The following is a 20,973-nucleotide window of genomic DNA, read 5'->3' as shown; positions in this document are numbered from 1 at the left end:
TGGGGAGTATCACTGCCATGGGCAGCGTTCAGGACAAAAGGATGATCGTGGGACTGGACATCGGCACCTCGAAGGTCGTCGCCCTCGTCGGCGAGATCGGCCCAGAGGGGGGGCTGGAAGTGGTCGGCATCGGCTCACATCCGTCCAAGGGCATGAAAAAAGGCGTGATCGTCAACATCGAGTCCACAGTGCAGTCTATCCAGCGCGCCGTCGAAGAAGCCGAGCTGATGGCCGGCTGCCAGATCCACTCGGTGTACGTGGGTATCGCAGGCAGCCACATTCGCAGCCTCAACTCCCATGGCATTGTGGCCATTCGCGACCGCGAGGTTCAGCCGCCGGATCTCGAGCGGGTACTTGATGCGGCGCAGGCCGTCGCTATTCCTGCTGACCAGAAGGTGCTGCATATCCTGCCCCAGGAATACGTGATCGATAACCAGGAAGGGGTCAAGGAGCCACTGGGCATGTCCGGCGTGCGCCTTGAGGCCAAGGTCCACCTCGTCACCTGCGCAGTCAACGCTGCCCAGAATATCGAGAAGTGCATTCGTCGCTGTGGCCTGGAAGTGGAAGAGGTGATTCTCGAGCAGTTGGCCTCCAGCTACTCGGTGCTTACGGAAGACGAGCGGGAACTGGGCGTCTGCCTGGTGGATATCGGCGGAGGCACCACGGATATCGCCATATTCACCGAGGGGTCTATCCGCCACACCGGGGTGATTCCCATTGCGGGCGACCAGGTGACCAACGACATTGCCACGGCGCTGCGCACGCCCACCCAGCATGCCGAGGAGATCAAGATCAAATACGCCTGCGCCCTGACCCAGCTGGCTGGTCCTGATGAAACGATCAAGGTGCCAAGTGTCGGTGACCGGCCCCCCCGCGATCTGTCACGGCAATCGCTGGCGGAGGTGGTGGAGCCGCGCTACGACGAACTGTTCACCCTCATTCAGGGCGAACTGCGCCGCAGTGGCTATGAAGAGGCCATCCGCGCCGGTGTGGTGCTCACCGGCGGCACGTCGAAGATGGAAGGCGTGGTTGAGTTGGCGGAAGAGATCTTCCACATGCCGGTGCGGGTGGGTTACCCGCAAACGGTCAAGGGGCTGAACGACATCGTGCGCAACCCGATCTATTCAACCGGCGTGGGCCTGTTGCAGTACGGCCAGAAGCAGGCCGGCGAGCGCGCCGGCAGCGCCCAGCGCAGCGTTGCCAGCGGTGAGGGCCTGGTGGCGCGCCTGCGCAACTGGATACAGAGCAATTTCTAGAATTTTTTGCGGTAAACCGTCACGCCACGGCGTGGCCACATAAAGGAAAGGGGAGAAACGCTATGTTTGAACTTATCGACAACGTACCACAGAACGCGGTCATCAAGGTTATCGGTGTTGGCGGTGGCGGCGGCAACGCGGTCAAGCACATGATCGAGAACTCAGTTGAAGGCGTGGACTTCATCTGTGCCAATACCGATGCGCAGGCGCTTTCGGACATCCGTTCGAAAACCGTGCTGCAACTCGGTGGTGCCATCACCAAGGGCCTGGGAGCCGGAGCGAATCCGGAGATCGGTCGCGCGGCGGCGCTCGAGGATCGTGATCGTATCGCCGATGCGCTGCGCGGCGCCGACATGGTGTTCATCACCGCGGGTATGGGTGGTGGCACGGGTACTGGCGGCGCGCCGATTGTTGCGGAAGTGGCGCGTGAAATGGGTATTCTTACGGTGGCCGTGGTCACCCGGCCGTTCCCTTTCGAAGGCAAGAAGCGGCTGGCGATCGCGCTGGAGGGTGTGCGGGAACTGCAGCAACACGTCGACTCTTTGATCACCATTCCGAACGAAAAGTTGCTGGAAGTGCTCGGAAAAAGTACCAGTTTATTGGATGCCTTCAAAGAAGCGAATGATGTATTGTTGGGCGCAGTTCAGGGTATTGCCGACCTGATCATTCGTCCCGGCATGATCAACGTGGATTTTGCCGATGTGCGTACGGTCATGTCCGAGATGGGCATGGCGATGATGGGAACCGGCTCTGCCCGCGGTGAAAACCGCGCCCGCGAGGCGGCAGAGCGTGCGATCAACAGCCCTCTGCTGGATGATATCGACCTCCGGGGGGCGCGCGGTATTCTGGTGAACATCACCGCGGGTCTGGATCTGTCGCTCGGCGAGTTTTCCGAAGTTGGCGACACGATCGAAGAATTTGCGTCGGATGACGCGACAGTAGTGGTCGGCACCGTGATTGACCCGAACATGACCGACGAGCTCAAGGTCACGGTGGTGGCGACAGGTCTGGGCAGCGAGGTGGCACGTGCGACGCCGCTGCAGGTAGTGGGCACAGCGCCGCGTGCAGCGGTTGCAGCAACGGATGAAGAGCCCGATTACCGTGATCTGGAGCGGCCGACCAAGATGCGTCGCGCCATGTCAGCCGGTGGTGAGGCCGCCGCGATGGCGAGTGACGATTATTTTGACATCCCCGCATTTTTGCGGCGCCAGGCGGACTGACGAGGCATAGCCGACACACCATCGGCTGCCGCGGACGGTCCGGGGCAGAGGAGATGGTGAAGGTATGATTCGACAGCGCACATTACGCAATGCCATCAAGGCAACGGGCGTCGGTTTGCACACGGGTGAGAAAGTGTATCTCACCCTGTCGCCTGCCCCCATTGATGCAGGTATTGTATTCCGGCGCGTGGACCTCGACCCCGTGGTCGAAATCCCCGCGCGCGCCGAGAATGTGCGGGAGACCACGCTCTCGACCACGTTGATCGCCAATGGCGAGAAGGTGTCGACCGTGGAGCACCTGCTGTCGGCGATGGCGGGGCTGGGCATCGACAATGCCTTTGTCGATGTGAGCGCGTCGGAAGTGCCGATTATGGACGGCAGTGCGGGTCCGTTTGTGTTCCTGATCCAGTCCGCGGGTATCGAGGAACAGAACGCGGCGAAGAAATTCATCCGCATCAAGCGTCCGGTCACGGTGGAAGACGGGGACAAGACAGCCAGCTTTCTCCCCTTTGATGGCTTCAAGGTCTCGTTTTCCATCGAGTTTGATCACCCCGTATTCCGCGAGCGGTCACCGCACGCGGAAATCGACTTTTCCAGCACTTCTTTCGTCAAGGAAGTGAGCCGCGCGCGCACCTTCGGATTCATGCACGAAATCGAATACCTGCGCTCCCAGGGGCTGGCCCGTGGCGGCAGCGTGGACAACGCCATTGTGGTGGACGAATACCGCATCCTGAACCAGGATGGCCTGCGCTACGACGACGAGTTCGTCAAACACAAGATTCTCGATGCTATCGGCGACATCTACCTGCTCGGCTACAGCGTTATCGGCGAATACCGGGCGCACAAGTCCGGTCACGCACTCAATAATGCCTCCCTGCGGGCCCTGATAGCCCAGCCGGATGCCTGGGAAATGGTGACCTTCGAAGATGAGGCCACCGCGCCGATTTCCTACTCGCTGAGCCCCGCCGCCGCCTGATACTTCGGGCGCCGGGCAGCCATGCCCCGCGCCGTTGCCGTCGGCGGCGCAAATTGCTATTGGTAATATTCCCGTGACTATGGCACACTCGCGCGTCAGTTCATTGCAACCGGTTGCCAATGAAGGTCATCCTGATAAGCCGCAAACACGGCGGGTCCCGCTCTCTCGAGCTGGGCCGCTGGTCACGCGCCCTGCTGTCCCTGTGCTGTCTCGGACTGCCGCTGGGCATGGTGGCACTGGGCTACTTCGTCGGTCAGGAGTCTCAGGCGCGTGACCTGCGCGACAATTCCCTGGACAGCCTGCAGGACGAGCTTGCCACCCAGTCAACGGAGCTGGAGGACCTGCGTCTCGAGGCTGAGCGCAAGCTGCAGGCCATGACGCTGAGTCTGGCGGAGCTGCAGGCGCGAATGACACGCCTCGACGCCCTCGGCGAACACCTCACGGCCATGGCCGATCTGCAGGACGGCGAGTTCGATTTCAGCCAGCCCCCGGCGGTCGGTGGTCCCCTGGCAGCTGATTTTAGCGTCGAGTACCTGGCGCCCGACCTCACGGGTGAGTTAGAGCACTTTGCTGAACGCCTCACGGAGCGTGAACAGCAGCTGGAAATCCTTGAGTCACTGCTCACCCACCGCAAGCTGGATGAGGAGGCCTGGGTGTCCGGCCGTCCCGTGGAAAAGGGTTGGGTGTCGTCCGGTTTTGGTGTGCGTGCGGATCCGTTCTCGGGCAAGCGTTCCGCACACTACGGTATTGACTACGCCGGCAAGGCCGGGTCCAACGTCATCGCGGTGGCGGGCGGCGTGGTGACGTTCTCTGGCAATGACCGCAACGGCTACGGGATGATGGTTGAAGTCTCCCACGGCGACGGTCTGGTCACGCGGTACGCCCACAATCAGTCCAATCTCGTGGAGCCCGGCGACCTCGTGCGCAAGGGCCAGCCCATTGCCCTGATGGGCTCCAGCGGGCGCGCTACCGGTCCCCACGTGCATTTCGAAGTGTACAAGCACGGCCGTCCTGTCGATCCCTCCAGCTACGTGCGTCGCACCCGACGCTGAATCACCCATCGCGCAAAATTCGTCTCCCGCCGGGTACCACATCGGGCGGGTGAAGCCCTGATGTCTAACGCAGTGACCCCTTAATGATTACGACTACGATGAAGAAAATCTTCGGCACCCGAAATGATCGGGAGCTGAAGCGCCTTGGCAAGATCGTCCGCAAGATCAACGCACTGGAAGAGGCTATGCAGGCGCTGGACGATGCCGCCCTGGCGGCCAAGACCGGCGAGTTCCGCCAGCGCCTGGCGGATGGCGCGACGTTGGACGACATTCTGCCCGAGGCCTTCGCGGTCACCCGCGAGGCGAGTCAGCGCACCCTGGGCATGCGGCATTTTGATGTACAGCTGATTGGCGGTATGGCGTTGCATGAGGGCAAGATCGCCGAGATGGGCACCGGGGAGGGCAAAACCCTGGTGGCCACCCTGCCGGCCTACCTGAATGCCCTGTCCGGCAAAAGCGTGCACCTGATTACGGTCAACGATTACCTGGCCGGGCGCGATGCGCAGTGGATGTCACCCCTCTACCGCTTCCTCGGTGTGTCTGTCGGTGTCGTACGTTCCGGCCAGACCCAGGAGCAGAAGCGCGAGGCGTACCAGGCCGATATCATTCACGGCACCAACAATGAATTCGGCTTTGACTACCTGCGGGACAACATGGCGTTCCGGCTCGAGGATAAACTGCAGGGCGAGCTCAGCTTTGCCATTGTCGACGAAGTCGACTCCATCCTGATCGATGAGGCGCGCACCCCGCTGGTGATTTCCGGTGCCTCTGAGGACAGCTCGGCGCTGTACCAACGCATCAACAAACTGGTCCCCTTGCTCAAACGCGATGTGGAAGGACAGGAGGGCCACTTCACGGTCGACGAGAAGCAGCGTCAGATCGAGCTGACCGAGATGGGCCACGAGTACGTCGAAGAGCTGCTCACTGGTGAGGGGCTGCTGCAGGAGGGCGACAGTCTCTACGCCGCGACCAACCTGAACCTGCTGCACCATGTGTATTCCGGCCTGCGTGCCCACGCACTGTTCCATCGGGACGTGGAGTACATCGTACAGGGCGATCAGGTGGTGTTGATTGACGAGCACACCGGCCGCACCATGACCGGCCGCAGGCTCTCCGAGGGTCTGCATCAGGCCATCGAAGCCAAGGAGGGCGTGCGTATCCAGAACGAGAGCCAGACCCTGGCTTCGACCACCTTCCAGAACTACTTCCGACTGTACAAGAAACTGGCGGGCATGACCGGCACCGCGGACACGGAAGCTTTCGAGTTTCGCCAGATCTACGGCCTGGAAGTGCTGGTGATTCCGACCAACAAGCCACGACAGCGTAAAGACCTGAACGATCTGGTCTACCTGACGCGCGAAGAGAAATTCGACGCCATTGTCACCGACGTGAAGGATTGCGTGGAGAAGGGTGCTCCGGTGCTGGTGGGTACCGCGTCGGTGGAAACCTCTGAAGAGCTGTCGCAACGCTTTCGCGCCGCGAAGATTCCGCACAAGGTTCTCAACGCCAAATACCATGAGCAGGAAGCGGAGATTATTGCCCAGGCCGGGCGCCCGGGGGTGGTGACGATTGCGACCAACATGGCGGGCCGGGGCACGGACATTGTGCTGGGCGGCAGCCTCGAGGCAGAGCTGGAGTCGCTGGGTGACGTGTCCGATGCGCGGCGCGCCGAGCTGACCGAGGCCTGGCGCCAGCGCCACGAGGCGGTGCTGGCTGCGGGTGGGCTGCACATTCTGGGTACTGAGCGACACGAGTCGCGGCGCATCGACAATCAGCTGCGCGGTCGTGCCGGACGCCAGGGTGACCCCGGCCTGTCGCGGTTCTATCTGTCACTTGAAGACAATCTCATGCGCATTTTTGCCTCTGACCGAGTGAAGAGCTTCATGCAGGCGCTGGGCATGGAGAAAGGCGAAGCGATCGAACATCGCATGGTGACCAATGCCATTGAAAAAGCGCAGCGGAAGGTCGAGGGGCGCAACTTCGACATTCGCAAGCAGTTGCTCGAATACGATGACGTGGCCAACGACCAGCGCCAGATCATCTACCAGCAGCGGAACGAGTTGCTGGGCGAGGCGGATATTGCCGATACCATTACCGCCATTCGCGAGGACGTGGTAAACGAGGCGATCTCCAGTTATATCCCGCCGATGAGCGTCGAGGAACAGTGGGATGTGCCTGGCCTTGAGCGTCAGCTTGAGGCGGAATTTGCCGTCACGCTGCCGCTGCAGCAATGGCTGGACGAGGACGACAGCCTGCACGAGGAAGCACTGCGTGAAAAAATCGTCGCCGCAGTGCAGGAGGCCTATGACGCCAAGTGTGCGGACGTCGGGCCGCCCATGCGCAAGATCGAAAAGCAGATCATGCTGCAGGTGCTGGATACGCTGTGGAAAGATCACCTGGCGACCATGGATCATCTCCGGCAGGGCATCCATCTGCGCGCCTACGCGCAGAAGAATCCCAAGCAGGAATACAAGCGTGAGTCCTTCGCGTTGTTCGAACAGCTGCTGCAGAACCTCAAGTATGAGGTCATCAAGTTCCTGAGCCACGTGCAGATCCAGCACCAGGACGAGTCGGCGCTGATTGAGGCGCGCAGGCGCGAGGCAGCGGAGCGCGAAAAACTGGCCTTCCAGCACGCCGCGGCCTCGGCCATGGCGGAGGAAGCCCTGGCCAGTGGGGCGGCGGAATCCGCACCGGCGGAAACGCCGCAGACCTTCACCCGTGAACAGCCCAAGGTGGGGCGCAACGAACCCTGCCCCTGTGGCAGCGGGAAAAAGTACAAACAGTGCCACGGGCGTATCGACTGAGCCTGGCGGCGTAGCGGGAGAGCAACAGCATGGCAGTGGGTGAAGCGCGCCTGGGGGAGTTGCTGTCGGTACCGGGCCTGCGCCTGGCCACAGTCTCCGCGGGTATAAAAAAGCCGGGACGGCGCGATGTCGTGCTCATGGAGTTGGCCGCCGGTAGCCACGTTGCAGGGGTGTTTACGCGCAATGCGTTCTGCGCGGCGCCGGTGGTGGTGGCGAAGGAGCATCTGGCGGCCAGTCAGCAACGGCCAGCCTACCTGCTGGTGAACACGGGCAATGCCAATGCCGGTACCGGTGATGCCGGGCTCGCTGATGCGCGTCGCTGTGCCGCGGCCGTTGCTGAACTGGCCGGCGTAGCCCCCGAGTCCGTGCTGCCGTTCTCCACCGGCGTCATCGGGGAGCCGCTGCCGGTGCAGAAAATTATCGACGTGCTGCCGCAGGCGCTGGCGGCGTTACAGGTGGACGGCTGGCTGGATGCCGCCCACGGCATCATGACGACGGATACCCGGCCCAAGGCCTGCTCTGTGCAGTTCAGCTGCAATGGGCACAGCCATGTGCTGACCGGCATTGCCAAGGGCGCCGGCATGCTGCGGCCCAACATGGCGACGATGCTGGCCTATCTGGCGACAGATGTCGCGGTCAGTCCCACAGTCCTGCAGGCCCTGCTCGCTGAGGCGGTTGAGCTTTCGTTCAACCGCATTACGGTGGACGGGGATACCTCGACCAACGACGCCTGCATGCTGGTGGCAACCGGCGCAGCGGGCAATGCGCTGTTGCAGTCCGCGGACGATCCTCTCTACGACGCGTTGCGCAACGCCCTGCAGGAAGCCTGCGTTAACCTCGCGCAAGGCCTGGTGCGCGACGGCGAGGGGGCCAGCAAGTTTGTCACGGTGCAGGTCAATGGTGGCGCGCGGGAGCAGGAGTGTCTCGACGTGGCCTTTACCATCGCCCATTCACCGCTGGTGAAGACGGCGCTGTTCGCCTCCGATCCGAACTGGGGGCGTCTGCTGGCGGCGATCGGCCGCGCGGGGCTGGTGGACCTCGATGTCACGCGCATCGCCGTGTACCTGAACGATGTGCTGATCGCCGAGCAGGGTTGCCGTGCGTCCAGTTACACCGAGCAGCAGGGTGCCGCTGCGATGGCACAGGACGACATCACCATTCGTATCGAGCTGCAGCGCGGGCCCGCCGCGGCGACCGTGTGGACCACGGACTTTTCCTATGACTACGTGCGCATCAATGCGGAGTACCGTACCTGAATGGCCGCAGTGCATGTTGCGGTTGGCGTGGTGCTGGATGAACAGCGCAGGGTACTGATCAGTCGCCGCGCCAGTGCTGCGCACCAGGGTGGGCTGTGGGAGTTTCCCGGTGGCAAGGTCGAACCCGGCGAGTCTGTGGAGCGGGCTCTGGCGCGGGAGTTGCGCGAGGAACTCGGCATCGGATTTGCGACCTCACAGCCGCTGCTGCTGGTCCCCTTCAACTACGGCGACAAGGCGGTGCTGCTGGATGTGCACCTGGTCACGGAGCTGGAGGGCAATGCGCGTGGGCTGGAGGGACAGCCGTTGCGCTGGGTGACGGCGGAGGAGCTGGGCCGCTACGAGTTTCCAGCCGCCAATGTGCCTATCGTCAGCGCCGTTCGCCGGCGGCTGGGGGAACAGGCGGATTAGCGTGACGTGACCGGGTCAGTGTCGGCGCGCCTCTTCCGCGCGCTGCAGAAACTCTTTGTGCAACTCGGCGACCACCGCATCCAACGCCTTCAGTGAACCGCTGTTGTCAATCACAATGTCTGCCCGTGCCAGGCGCTGCTGTCGCGGCAGCTGCGCGGCCATGATGCGCTTTACCTGATCCTCGTCGTTGTTGTCTCGCTGCACCGTGCGCGCCAGTTGCATCTCCTCCGGGACATCCACAACAACCACCAGCGCGGCGAGCTCGCGCTGGGTAGCGGATTCCAGCAGCAGGGGGGAACTGAGCAGGGTGTAAGGGCTGCGCGAGGCGGCCAACTGGCGCTGGATCTCCTCACCGATAAGTGGGTGGGTCAGCTGCTCCAGCCACTTGCGCTGTGCCGGGTCGGCAAACACGATACGCCGCAGGGCAGCGCGGTCCAGGCTGCCGTCACCCTGCAGCACCTCGGGGCCGAAGCGCCGGGCAATCGCGGCCAGCGCCGGTGTGCCGGGCTCTACGACGATGCGTGCCGCCAGATCCGCATCAACCACGGTGATGCCGTGACGGACGAAGCGGTCCGTGACGGCGGTCTTGCCGCTGCCGATGCCGCCGGTAATGCCGATGATCAGGCTCATTCTCTCCCCTATCGTCTAACTGGCCCTGTCAGGCGGGCAAGCCGTTCGCGCCCAGCCAGGCCTGGAGGATGGGCTCACCCCAGATCAGGGCCAGCCACCCGGCGGCCGCCAGGTAGGGTCCGAAGGGCATGGGAATATCACGGCCACGGCGCGCGATGACGATCAGGAGAATACCGACCATGGCGCCCACCAGCGAGGAAAGCAGGACCACCAGCGGCAGTGCCTGCCAGCCCAGCCAGGCCCCCAGCGCTGCCAGCAGCTTGAAATCCCCGTAGCCCATACCCTCCTTGCCGGTCGCCAGCTTGAACAGCCAGTACACGCTCCACAGGATGCCATAGCCCGCGATGGCGCCGAGCACGGCGTCGGTAATGGGCACGAACGTGCCACTCAGGTTGAACGCCAGTCCCAGCCACAGCAGGGGCAGGGTAATGTCGTCGGGCAGCAGCTGGGTATCAAAGTCTATCAGAGTGAGGGTGATGAGTGCCCAGGTCAGCAGCACGGCGCCGGCCAGCTGCCAGCCGGGGCCGTAATGCACTCCCAGCCAGAGTGTGACGAGTCCGGTGGCGGCTTCCACCACGGGGTAGCGCGGGGAAATGCGCGCGCGGCATCCGGCACAGCGGCCCCGGAGCAGCAGGTAACTGATCACCGGGATGTTCTGCCAGGGGCGCACCGGTGCCTTGCAGTGGGGGCAGTGGGAGTTGGGTGCGGCCAGGCTCAGCGGCGCTGCTTCCGCCACGGGTTGCGCCAGGAGTTCGCAACACTCCCTGCGCCACTGCGCCTGCATCATCAGCGGCAGCCGGTACACCACCACATTGAGGAAACTGCCGACGACCAGACCCAGCAGCAACAGGCAGCTTGCCAGCCACCCGGGCTGCGCCAGGAATACGTCCAGCACCCGCGCTGGCCTAGATTACCGAACCCAGCATGAAGATCGGCAGGTACATGGCGATCATCAGGCCGCCGACCAGCACGCCGAGCACAGACATGATAATGGGCTCCATCAGTGAGCTGAGGCTGTCTACCGCGTTGTCCACGGCTTCCTCGTAGTGCTGGGCGACCTTGTCCAGCATGTCGTCAAGCGCGCCGGATTCCTCACCGATAGAGACCATCTGCAGCAGCATGTTCGGGAACAGGCCGGTGGCGCGAATCGCCTGGTACAGCGTGGTGCCGGTGGTAACGTCGTCGCGAATCTGCATGATTGCCTTGCTGTACACCGAGTTGCCCGCAGCGCCGGCGGTGGAGTTCAGGGCATCGACCAGCGGCACGCCGGCGGCGAAGGTCGTCGCCAGGGTGCGGGAGAAGCGGGCCACAATCGCATCGTGCACAATGCCTCCCACCACAGGCAAGCGCAGGGCGAGTCGATCCAGTGCCTCGGCAAACGCCACCGAGCGGTGTTTGGCCTCCTTCATGCCATAGCCGGCGGCAATCATGCCAATGAGGATGATAAACCACCATTCCTGCATGAAATTCGAGAGCCCCACCACCATCAGGGTGAACGCCGGCAGGTCGGAGCCGAAGCTGCGGAAGGTATCGGCAAACTGCGGCACCACCTTGATCAGCAGAATGGCGGTCACGACGATGGCTACAATCACCACCGCAGTGGGGTAGGTCATGGCCTTTTTAATCTTGGCTTTCAGCTGCTCGGTTTTTTCCTTGTAGGTGGCGACCCGGCTCAGCATGACCTCCAGCGTACCCGAGGCCTCGCCCGAGGCGACCAGGCTGCAGAACAGGTCGTCGAACTGACGCGGGTACTTTGCCAGCGACGGCGCCAGGCCGGAACCGGAGGCAACGTCGTTCTTGATACTGACCACCAGCTCGCGCATGCGCGGCTTTTCCAGACCTTCTGCAACGATGTCGAAGCTCTGTACCAGCGGCACCCCGGCTTTCATCATCGTGGCCAGCTGGCGTGTGAAAATGGCGATATCCGCGGGCTTGATCGGCTTGCCGCCGCCACCGAACAGGGGCTTCGCCTTCTTCTTGACTGTTTTCGGCTTGATGCCCTGGGTGCGCAGCTGCGCGCGGGCAACGCCCGAGCTCTGTGCGGTGATCTCACCCTGTGTCGCGCGCCCGTTGCGGTCGACGCCGTTCCACACAAATACGTTTTTTGCCGCGTTGGTAGCCATAGTCTCGTCCGTTTAGCACGTGGTTACGCAGTGTCTAGTCCGTGGTCACCCGGTTCACTTCTTCCAGGCTGGTCATACCCTTGAGTACCTTCAGCAGCGCGGACTGGTGCAAATCCGGGAAGCCCTCCGCCCGCGCTTGCTTGTGAATTTCCATGGCGTTGCCCTGGGACAGAATCAGCTGGGCGATGGTCGGGGTGATACGCACCACCTCGTAGATACCGACCCGGCCCTTGTAGCCGTCCTTGCAGAGGTCGCAACCCACAGCGCGCCGGATATCGGCGTTGGCCAGCTGTTCCTCACTGAAGCCTGCTTTCAGCAGCACCTCGGTGGGCAGTTCGGCGGGTTCGCTGCATTCCTTGCAGAGGCGCCGCGCCAGTCGCTGGGCGATAATCAGGTTGACCGATGTGGCGAGGTTGAACGAGGGTACGCCCATGTTCAGCAGTCGCGTGACGGTCTCCGCGGCGCTGTTGGTGTGCAGGGTGGATAGCACAAGGTGACCGGTCTGCGCGGCCTTGATGGCGATTTCCGCGGTTTCCAGGTCGCGGATCTCACCGACCATGATCACGTCCGGGTCCTGACGCAGGAAGGAGCGCAGGGCCTCGGCGAAATTGAGCCCCACCTTGGGGTTCACGTGCACCTGGTTGACACCTTCCATATTGATTTCCACCGGGTCCTCCGCGGTGGAAATATTCCGCTCCGGCTGGTTCAGCAGGTTGATACCGGTATACAGCGACACCGTTTTACCCGAACCGGTGGGACCGGTGACCAGAATCATGCCCTGGGGTTTGCTCAGCGCATCCAGATACATCTTCTTCTGGTCTTCCTCGTAGCCCAGTGCGTCGATACCCATCTGCGCGCTGCTGGGATCCAGGATACGCAGCACCACTTTCTCGCCGAACAGGGTGGGCAGGGTGTTGACCCGGAAGTCGATGGCCCGGTTGCGGGACAGCTTCATCTGGATGCGCCCGTCCTGCGGTACCCGCCGCTCGGAGATATCCATCTGCGACATGATTTTCAGACGCGCGGCCATCCGTGCCGAGAGGTTCTTGGGCGGCTTGACCACCTCGCGCAGAATGCCGTCGGTGCGGAAACGCACCCGGTAGTTCTTCTCGTAGGGTTCGAAGTGAATGTCCGATGCGCCCTGCTTGATGGCGTCCACCAGCACCTTGTTGATGAAACGTACGATGGGTGTCTCGTCGACACCGTCTGAGCCCGCGTCCTCCTTGCTGTTGTCATCACCGGTGGAGATGTCGATATTCTCAAAGTCCTCGGATTCGAGGTCACCCAGCCCTTCAGTGAGGTTGTCCTGGGACTCCATCCAGTCCGTGATCACCGCGTTCAGGCTGCGCTCCTCGACGAGGATGGCATCGGTGTTGACACCGGTGTGGAACTTGATTTCGTCCAATGCAGCCAGGTTGGTGGGGTCCGAGACGGCGATGAACAGGCGATTGCCGCGGCGGAACAGGGGCAGGGCATGGTGCTTGGTAACGAGGTTGGTATCCACCAGGCCGCTGGGCAGGGTGGCCAGGTTGAAGGCGCTGATGTCGAACAGCGGCACCCCAAATTCGTTGGAGGCGATCTCCGCGATGCGGTGGCTGTCGAGGCTAAGCTTGTCAACGAGGTATTTGACCAGGGGAACCCGCTGGTAGGTCGCCTCGCGCTGCGCTTCCTTGGCAGCCTCGGCGCTCAGCAGGCCCTCCACCACAAGGCGCCCCGCGAGGCCACTCAACTGCCCGATTGCTCTTTCGTTCATCCTGCCTGCATCCCTGGGGGTCGCATTATTTTGTCAATACTCAGCCCAAGTATACCCAGAGAAAGTTCATGCTAATACCCTGAAGCGGTCGTAAAAGCATGATTTTATATGGATTTTTGCCCAAATTTGGCGCGGGTTCGCCCGCCGTGCGACAGGCTGCGTCACCGCCAGGCTGACAATAAACGTCACATCCGGCCGCTTTCTGACCCAAATTGGTCAGGTGTACGGCGGGCAGGGTGGTGATTCCGAATACGCCTGAATCGTAACACCATGTTTTATAAACAAATATTCTCCTGCTCGGGCCCTCGTGTTTGATTGGCACGCTTCATGCTTATTCTGACTCGCAACGCGCTCACTGAGCAAGCGTGCGGACCAAACACCCCGCAGGGGACAGGAGTAAGGAACATGAAAATGCAGAATGTACAAAAGGGTTTTACCCTGATCGAACTGATGATCGTAATCGCGATCGTGGGCATCCTGGCGGCTATTGCGCTGCCGGCCTATCAGGATTACACCGTGCGGGCGAAGATGTCCGAGCCGCTGGCGACGCTGGCTGAAGCGAAGACGACGATTGCTGAGTATTACTCTGCTAATGGTGTACTGCCGAATACGGCTGCAATCGCAGGCATTAACAGTGATCCAAATAAAGAAATCGTGGCATCAATCATTTACACCAGCGCCGCCTCTGGGCCTTTGCTGCGTGCTAGGGTCCAGGCTGGCATCATCCCCGGCGGTGGCACCGGAAACTCTTTCGTGTTGTCAGGGACGACTCGCTCTGATCGCTCAATTGATTGGAAATGTAAGCCTGGTACTACTACCCCTATCGAAGCCAAGTACCTCCCGGCCAACTGCCGCGGCTAAACTCGGCATCCCTGAAGCCCGGCATTGCCGGGCTTTTTTATGCCCATTTTTTGTTGACGCCGTAAAGCGGTATACACTGCCGCCCACAACGTAATGAAAACAGAGTGCGCGACAGCTTCCTGGAAGGGTTTTCCGTTACCGCACGCCTCAGCGGGTGGGTCGCGCTGTTGTTGTTCATCGCTGCGCTGCTCTACGCCCCTAACGCCGGCGACGACTTTCTCTTCGATGACGCCCGGCCCTCAGCGGCAATCAGCTGGTGCAGATTTCCGGCGAGCGCTTTGACGAATGGCGTACCGCCGCCTTCAGTTCCAGTGCCGGCCCGCTGAGCCGCCCCTGACCATGGTGACGTTTGCCCTGCAGCACGCCCTCGAGGGCGGCTTCAGCGCCCGCTCGCTCAAGCTGGGCAACATCGTGATTCACCTCGTTATTGCTGGCCTGCTGTTCTTGCTGTTCCGCGCGCTGCTTGCGGCGCTGGTGGCCCAGGGCAAACTGCGCTGTGATCCCGGCTGGGTGGCGGCGCTTGCCATGGGGTTCTGGCTGCTGCACCCCCTGCATGTGTCTACGGTGTTGTATGCGGTGCAGCGTATGGCGCAGCTGTCCACGCTGTTCACGGTGCTGGGGCTGTTGCTGTTCGTGCGCTGGCGCTCCCGCTGGGCCGAGCGCGGCGCCAGCCCGCAGGAGGTGGTTGCGGCGGCGCTGTGGCTGCTGCTGGTCACGGTGTTCGCGGTGCTCAGCAAGGAAAACGGGGCGCTGTTGCTGTGGTTGCTGCCGGCGGTGGAAGTGGCGGTGTACCGCGGTCGCTGGGCCGGGCCAGCTGCGGTCGCCGCTGGCGGCTGCCGGCTGGGTGCTGTTGCTGTTGCCGCTTGTAGCGATTGCATTGATTTTCTGGTTCGCGCCCGAGACGTTTCTGGGGGCTATGCCCAGCGCAATTTCACCTCGAGGAGCGGTTGCTGACGCAGGCGCGCGTGCTGTGGCAGTACGTCAGCTGGATTGTCTGGCCCAATATTCTGAGCATGGGATTTCAGCACGATGACGTGGCGCTGTCGACCGGCTGGCTGCAGCCTGTGTCCACACTGCTTGCTGTGGCGGGCTGGGTGTCGGTGCTTGTCGTCGCCGTCTGGCGGCGTGCACGCTGGCCTCCTGCTTCTGTTGGCGGTTCTGTGTACCTCGTGGGCCACAGCATGGAGTCCAGCTTTCGCACTGGAGATGGTCTACGAACATCGCAACTATTTGCCCAGTATCGGTATTTGCCTGTTGCTGGGCGTCGGCTTTGCCAGTCTGCTCGATCGCCTGCCAGCGCCGCGCCGTGTGCCGGCGCTGCTGGCGCTGTGCGCCGTGTTTGCGCTGCTGCTGGGTTTGCGGGGCAACACCTGGTCTGATGATCTCACACTGTCGCGCACGAACCTGGCCCGTCATCCCGAGTCCGTACGCTCCAATTACTTCTACGGTAATGCACTGCTGCGCCAGTATCGGCTGCGGAATGAACTGGGACTCACCGAAGCAGAGGCCAGGGCCAGTCTGGCGGTCGGCCGACACTACATGGAACTGATGCATCAGCGTGACCCAGCAGATCTCGGTGCGCTGGTGATGCTCTATTACCTGGATAGCCTCTTCTTTCCCGAGCTGGGTGCGCAAACCGACTGGCTGTCGGCCCTGCACGCCGCGCTGCCGGGTCGGGTGCTGAAAGCCTCCGACAGGAATGCGCTACAGGTGCTGGCGGAATGCATGGGCGATGGCAAGGTGCGCCACGCAGGACGAGGAAGTGGAGCGGCTGTTTGCCGCGTTGGGGCGCTACTCGCTCACCCCCACGGACCTTGACAGCCTGCGTTACACCTACCTGCAGGCGCGTGGTGCGCCCCCCGAGGAGTTGCTTGCTGCCCTGAAAGCGGCGCTGGCTCGCTTGCCCGGCCAGCTGGCCTACTATCCCTACCTCATCGCCCGCTACAGTGAAGTTGGCGATGCCGAGGGTGTCTTGCGCTCGATAGGGGAGTGGATGCACTACGACAGCCGTCGGCGCCAGCTGCCGTTACAGCGCCAGGTCGTTGCGGGGGCAGGCCAATGATGTCCGGGTACGCTGCAAGGCTTTGCCTGTTCGGGATGTTTGGCCTGCTGCTTGCTGCAACAGCGTGGCTTTATGCGCCGGGTATTCACGGCCCGGTCTTGCTGGATGACCGCACCAGTGTGACCTTGCTGGAGACCGACGTGGATTCTCGGCAACGCGTGGAGCAGGTGTTCGGGGATGGTTCCGGGCCGCTGGGAAGGCCGGTCACCATGGCGACCTTCGTCGCCGAGCGGGCCTTTGTTGGCGATGATGTGCGCTGGAGCAAGGCCATCAATATCGGCCTGCACCTGCTGAATGGGCTCCTGTTGGCCTGGCTGATCCATCGCCTGTTGGGTGCAGCCGATTATGCGCGTGTTATGGCAGTGGCGCTGCTTGCGGCAGGCCTGTGGCTGGTGTCGCCGCTGTGGGTGAGTACGGTGCTGTATGCGGTGCAGCGTATGGCCATGCTGGCCTGTACATTGATGTTGCTCGCGCTCATCGCCTATACCTACTGGCGCGAGCGCTACAGCGCAGGCGAGAAGGGCATACTGCGCTTTGCGCTGGTGATTGTCTGCGCCACCCTGGCGGTATTCGCCAAGGAAAATGGTGTCGTTGTGCTGCCGGTTTTGCTGCTGTTGGAGTTGCTCTGGTTCGGCTGTCGTCGAGGTGACCGTGTCGACCAGAGGATGCTCTACCAGGTGTTGGGTGCCCTGGTGTTGGGCGGCGTGTTCGTGATCGCTGTGTTTGCCCTGGCGCCCGAGCGCTTTCTGGCGCACTACGCGCTGCGCGAGTTTACGCTGGTGGAACGGCTGCTGACCCAGAGCCGGATTCTCTGGGATTATCTGGGGCAACTGGTCTGGCCGGACGTCGCCCGCATGGGGCTGTACCATGACGATGTCGTGCTATCGCGGTCAATAATGAGCCCCATTACCACGCTCCATGCGCTAGTGGCCTGGTGTGCGGCGCTGCTGCTTGCCGCCGCAATCTCTCGCTTCGCCCTGGGCCGGCGGGTGGCGTTCTGCCTGCTCATGTTCCTGGTCGGGCACAGCGTCGAGTCCACCGTGCTGCCGTTGGAGCTGTATTTCGAGCACCGCAATTACTTTCCCGGTATTGCTGTCTTCCTCCTCCTGGCGCTGCTGCTGGCCGAACTGGCACGGCGTTGGCGTGTGGTCGCCCGACCGGTGATGGCCTATCTTGCCCTTGCACTGCTGATGTTGAGCTTCAATACCAGCTCCCAGGTGGAAATCTGGGCAAATAGCTACCTGCTGCGCTTCAATCAGATCAGTGCGCACCCGGCGTCTTTTCGCGCCAATGCCGATATGGCGGTGATGTATGCGCAAGCGGGCAGCCTCGAGCGGGCGCTGGCGTATTCCGCCCAGGCCCATGCACACTCCCCGGAGCGGGACGGCGATCATTACCTGCGCAATCTCGCGCTCAGCTGCATGGCCGGTCGGCCGTTGCCGGCGTCAGCGGGGACCATCGCCAGTGCTCTGGATGCGCCCCGCCCACTGAGTTCCGTGGCCACCCTGCATGTGCTGGTGCAGATGCTGCAGAACGAGCAGTGTGTGCAGTTGGACCGCCTTGCAATCGCGGATGCCTTTGCGAGCGTGTATCTGCGCCCGGAGGCCGGTGCCACGGCGTCGGCGAATATCTACGCCCTGCTCGCAGTGCTGGAAAATGCCCTCGGACGTTACGCCAATGCCTATGAATACACTGCGCAGTTTCTTGCGCAGGCGCCGGGTACGCCACGCGGCCTGTTAATGCAGCTGCATTTCAGTACGGCATTGGGTAAAGTGAGTGAGGCTGAAGCGTTGCAGCGACAGCTGTTGACGCTGCAGGCGGCGGGGGCGTTAACCGTCTCAGATCAAGAAACCCTCGCGCTCTACCTGGAGGCAGACTAGTTGCGAATTTCCATTGTGATACCCGCCAGGAATGAGCAACAGGGGCTGGCACCGCTGCTACCGCGCCTCCGTAGCCTGTACCCCGATGCCGAACTGATCGTCGTCAACGACGGCTCGGAGGATGACACGGCTGCGGTCGCCCGCAGTGCCGGCGCCACGGTCGTGTCCCACCCCTACCCCAAGGGCAACGGCGCCGCGATAAAATCCGGCGCGCGGGCGGCGAGGGGAGACGTGCTGGTTTTCCTGGACGGCGATGGCCAGCACGACCCGGCGGACATCGCCAGCCTGCTTGCCACCATGGCGGAAGGCTACGATATGGTCGTGGGCGCGCGCTCGGGCCTGTCGTCCCAGGCCAGCTTTGCGCGCTGGAGCGCCAACACGCTGTACAACCGGTTGGCGAGCTGGATGGTAAACCGGCGCATTGATGACCTCACCTCGGGGTTTCGTGCGGTAAACCGGCGCAAGTTTCTCAGCTTCCTGTATCTGCTGCCCAACGGCTTCAGCTACCCCACGACCTCGACCATGGCCTTCTTTCGGGCCGGTTACTCCGTCGGCTTTGTACCTATTGCGGTAGAGCAGCGCGTCGGCAAAAGCCATATCAGTCCGCTGCGCGACGGGGTGCGTTTTTTCCTCATCATCTTCAAGATTGGTACGCTCTATTCCCCGCTGAAAGTCTACTTTCCGCTGTCGGTGCTGCTGGCCGGCCTGGGCATGGCCAATTATCTGCTGGGCGCGTTTGGCAGCGGTTTATTGCGCTTCAGCAATATGAGCTCGCTGTTGCTGTTGGCGGGTCTGGTGGTGTTTTTCATTGGCCTCCTGTCCGAGCAGCTCACCAACCTGCAGTACAAGGATATCGATCACGACCTCGACTGAGCGGGCCGCTGTCAGGGGATGTGCAGCGCCAGAGTTTCTTTCACCTGCTCCATCACCACGTAGCTGGTCGATTCCTGCACCCCGGGCAGGGTAAGCAGTGTTTCGCCCAGGAACGCGCGATACGCATTCATGTCAGCAACGCGCGCCTTGATCAGGTAGTCGAAATTGCCGGAGACGAGGTAGCACTCCTGAACTTCGGGTAGTTCGAAGGCGCTGCGTTTGAATTCCTCGAAAATATCCTGTGACGTGCGGCTCAGGCGGATCTGCACAAACACAACCAGCCCCGCATCGAGCTGTTCCGGGTCCAGGATGGCCTGGTAGCCACGGATGATGCCCTCGCGCTCCAGCCGTTTGATGCGCTCCTTGCAGGGTGTGGTGCTCAGGCCAACCTGGCGCGCGAGCTCTGCGTAGCTGGTGCGTGCATCCTGTTGCAGCAGCCGCAGCAGGCGCCGGTCGGTGCGGTTGAGGTTCTGAAGCCGTGCTTTCATTGTGCTCACTCGCTACTGTGGTTATATGCAGCTGATCGGCTGACTATCGGCGGTTCTATATTGGTCGATACGCCTAAAGATATATAAAAATACAGTGGAAATAACTGCTGATTTGGCGAAAATACATGAGAAAAGTGTTTTTTTCCACCTTAGCATGCCGGTCACATGAACCTGTCGCTGGAGAGCGCACACATGCTGATTGGCGTACCGAAGGAAATCAAGAACCACGAGTACCGCATTGGCCTCACGCCGGCGGGCGTGCGTGAACTGGTGCACGATGGTCACCGCGTACTGGTGGAACAGGACGGTGGTGAACCCATCGGTTTCGACGACGGCCAGTATCGCGAGGCGGGGGCAGAGATCGTCGCCGGTGCCGAGGCGATCTTTGCCGAGGCGGAGATGATCATCAAGGTCAAGGAGCCGCAGCCCGTCGAGTGCCGGATGTTGCGCCCCGGCCAGCTGCTGTTCACCTACCTGCACCTGGCGCCGGATCCTGAGCAGGCGAAGGCCCTGTTGGCCTCAGGCGCCACCTGTATCGCCTATGAAACCGTGACTTCCGCGGGTCGCGGGCTGCCTCTGTTGGCGCCGATGAGTGAAGTGGCGGGCCGCATGGCCATCCAGGCCGGTGCGCACAACCTGGAGAAGGCCCAGGGTGGCAACGGCATGCTGCTGGGTGGCGTGCCAGGCGTGGAACCTGCGCAGGTGCTTATCATCGGTGGCGGCGTGGTCGGCATCAACGCGGCGCGGATGGCGATGGGTATGGGGGCGGATGTGACACTGCTGGACCGCGATCTCAACCGGCTCAAGGAACTGGATATGCTGTTTGGTGGGCGCCTGAAGACGGTGTACTCGACCAAGGAAGCACTGGAGCGCTATGCCCTGCAGGCCGATCTGGTCGTGGGTGCGGTGCTGATTCCCGGCGCATCAGCGCCCAAGCTGATCAGCCGCGAGCTGGTAGCGGGAATGAAGAAGGGCGCGGTCATGGTCGACGTGGCCATCGATCAGGGTGGCTGTTTTGAGACCAGCCGGCCCACCACGCATCAGGAGCCTACCTACGTGATCGAGGGTGTCGTGCACTACTGCGTGGCGAACATGCCCGGCGGTGTGGCCAGAACCTCCACCATGGCGCTGACCAATGCAACATTGCCCTACGCGGTGCAGCTGGCGCGTCACGGCGTGCGCGCCGCGCTGGAGAAGGACGAGCATCTGCGCAACGGCCTGAACGTGCACGCCGGGCAGGTGACGCATGCGGCGGTCGCGGAAGCGCTGGGCTACGACTTTATCGCCCCGATGACGGCATTGGGCCGCTGAGTCGCGGGCTTGTCCGCTTG

Annotated in this window: 19 protein-coding genes; 14 read left to right on the top strand and 5 right to left on the bottom strand. The window is 62.2% G+C overall.

Annotated elements, in window-relative coordinates; all coding sequences use genetic code 11:
• Positions 1–17: 17 nt before the first annotated feature.
• The 7 genes from ftsA (at position 18) to mutT (ending at position 8,972) form a co-directional block, all read left to right on the top strand.
• Positions 18–1,256 carry a cell division protein FtsA gene (ftsA, locus tag R3E49_RS10585; RefSeq protein ID WP_371295024.1) on the top strand — a complete coding sequence of 413 codons (1,239 nt, stop codon included), beginning with the start codon at positions 18–20 and terminating at the stop codon, positions 1,254–1,256.
• A gap of 62 nt (positions 1,257–1,318) precedes the next feature.
• A complete protein-coding gene (ftsZ, locus tag R3E49_RS10580) occupies positions 1,319–2,476 on the top strand; it encodes a cell division protein FtsZ (protein WP_371295023.1) in 1,158 nt (385 codons plus the stop codon).
• A 64-nt stretch (positions 2,477–2,540) separates the two neighbouring features.
• Positions 2,541–3,452: a UDP-3-O-acyl-N-acetylglucosamine deacetylase gene (gene lpxC, locus R3E49_RS10575; RefSeq protein ID WP_290744661.1), complete on the top strand. Its 912-nt coding sequence runs from the start codon at positions 2,541–2,543 to the stop codon at positions 3,450–3,452.
• Between the two features lie 119 nt (positions 3,453–3,571).
• Positions 3,572–4,504: a peptidoglycan DD-metalloendopeptidase family protein gene (locus R3E49_RS10570; protein ID WP_371295022.1), complete on the top strand. Its 933-nt coding sequence runs from the start codon at positions 3,572–3,574 to the stop codon at positions 4,502–4,504.
• An 83-nt stretch (positions 4,505–4,587) separates the two neighbouring features.
• Positions 4,588–7,308: a preprotein translocase subunit SecA gene (gene secA / locus R3E49_RS10565; RefSeq protein ID WP_371295021.1), complete on the top strand. Its 2,721-nt coding sequence runs from the start codon at positions 4,588–4,590 to the stop codon at positions 7,306–7,308.
• Between the two features lie 29 nt (positions 7,309–7,337).
• The gene (gene argJ / locus R3E49_RS10560; RefSeq protein WP_371295020.1) at positions 7,338–8,564 is read left to right on the top strand and encodes a bifunctional glutamate N-acetyltransferase/amino-acid acetyltransferase ArgJ; all 1,227 of its coding nucleotides are present in this window, start codon (positions 7,338–7,340) and stop codon (positions 8,562–8,564) included.
• Positions 8,565–8,972 (top strand): 8-oxo-dGTP diphosphatase MutT, encoded by a 408-nt coding sequence (gene mutT, locus R3E49_RS10555; RefSeq protein WP_371295019.1) that lies wholly within the window; start codon positions 8,565–8,567, stop codon positions 8,970–8,972.
• A gap of 15 nt (positions 8,973–8,987) precedes the next feature.
• Here the strand turns inward: mutT and coaE are convergent, their stop codons facing one another.
• The 4 genes from coaE to pilB are packed head-to-tail and all read right to left on the bottom strand — an operon-like array spanning position 8,988 to position 13,478.
• Positions 8,988–9,602: a dephospho-CoA kinase gene (coaE, locus tag R3E49_RS10550; RefSeq protein WP_371295018.1), complete on the bottom strand. Its 615-nt coding sequence runs from the start codon at positions 9,600–9,602 to the stop codon at positions 8,988–8,990.
• A gap of 28 nt (positions 9,603–9,630) precedes the next feature.
• On the bottom strand, positions 9,631–10,497 hold the full coding sequence (locus tag R3E49_RS10545; RefSeq protein WP_371295017.1) for an A24 family peptidase: 867 nt from the start codon (positions 10,495–10,497) through the stop codon (positions 9,631–9,633).
• Positions 10,498–10,507: 10 nt separating this feature from the next.
• A complete protein-coding gene (locus tag R3E49_RS10540; RefSeq protein WP_371295016.1) occupies positions 10,508–11,725 on the bottom strand; it encodes a type II secretion system F family protein in 1,218 nt (405 codons plus the stop codon).
• A gap of 34 nt (positions 11,726–11,759) precedes the next feature.
• Positions 11,760–13,478 carry a type IV-A pilus assembly ATPase PilB gene (pilB, locus tag R3E49_RS10535; RefSeq protein ID WP_371295015.1) on the bottom strand — a complete coding sequence of 573 codons (1,719 nt, stop codon included), beginning with the start codon at positions 13,476–13,478 and terminating at the stop codon, positions 11,760–11,762.
• Between the two features lie 411 nt (positions 13,479–13,889).
• On the opposite strand from pilB, the gene R3E49_RS10530 reads away from it, so the two are divergent.
• The 6 genes from R3E49_RS10530 to R3E49_RS10505 all read left to right on the top strand — a co-directional run bounded on the left by R3E49_RS10530 (position 13,890) and on the right by R3E49_RS10505 (position 19,154).
• On the top strand, positions 13,890–14,339 hold the full coding sequence (locus tag R3E49_RS10530; protein WP_371295236.1) for a pilin: 450 nt from the start codon (positions 13,890–13,892) through the stop codon (positions 14,337–14,339).
• 285 nt (positions 14,340–14,624) lie between these two features.
• The gene (locus R3E49_RS10525) at positions 14,625–15,293 is read left to right on the top strand and encodes a hypothetical protein (RefSeq protein ID WP_371295014.1); all 669 of its coding nucleotides are present in this window, start codon (positions 14,625–14,627) and stop codon (positions 15,291–15,293) included.
• Positions 15,294–15,545: 252 nt separating this feature from the next.
• Entirely contained in the window at positions 15,546–16,157 is a 612-nt protein-coding gene (locus R3E49_RS10520; RefSeq protein ID WP_371295013.1) for a hypothetical protein, read from the top strand.
• The gene (locus R3E49_RS10515) at positions 16,102–16,401 is read left to right on the top strand and encodes a hypothetical protein (RefSeq protein WP_371295012.1); all 300 of its coding nucleotides are present in this window, start codon (positions 16,102–16,104) and stop codon (positions 16,399–16,401) included. Before R3E49_RS10520 ends, R3E49_RS10515 begins: the two co-directional genes overlap by 56 nt.
• Positions 16,398–18,281 (top strand): hypothetical protein, encoded by a 1,884-nt coding sequence (locus R3E49_RS10510; protein WP_371295011.1) that lies wholly within the window; start codon positions 16,398–16,400, stop codon positions 18,279–18,281. The genes R3E49_RS10515 and R3E49_RS10510 overlap by 4 nt, the downstream gene beginning before the upstream one ends.
• Positions 18,282–19,154: a glycosyltransferase family 2 protein gene (locus R3E49_RS10505; RefSeq protein WP_371295010.1), complete on the top strand. Its 873-nt coding sequence runs from the start codon at positions 18,282–18,284 to the stop codon at positions 19,152–19,154.
• An 11-nt stretch (positions 19,155–19,165) separates the two neighbouring features.
• Here the strand turns inward: R3E49_RS10505 and R3E49_RS10500 are convergent, their stop codons facing one another.
• Positions 19,166–19,642: an Lrp/AsnC ligand binding domain-containing protein gene (locus R3E49_RS10500; protein WP_371295009.1), complete on the bottom strand. Its 477-nt coding sequence runs from the start codon at positions 19,640–19,642 to the stop codon at positions 19,166–19,168.
• A 192-nt stretch (positions 19,643–19,834) separates the two neighbouring features.
• Between R3E49_RS10500 and ald the strand changes: the two genes are divergently transcribed.
• Positions 19,835–20,953 (top strand): alanine dehydrogenase, encoded by a 1,119-nt coding sequence (gene ald / locus R3E49_RS10495; RefSeq protein WP_371295235.1) that lies wholly within the window; start codon positions 19,835–19,837, stop codon positions 20,951–20,953.
• Positions 20,954–20,973 lie beyond the last annotated feature (20 nt).

Origin of the sequence: Haliea sp. (assembly GCF_041395985.1) — a bacterium.
Taxonomy (GTDB): Bacteria; Pseudomonadota; Gammaproteobacteria; order Pseudomonadales; family Halieaceae; genus Haliea.
Note: the sequence above shows the minus strand (reverse complement) of the source record. Positions and strands in the feature narration are given on the sequence as shown.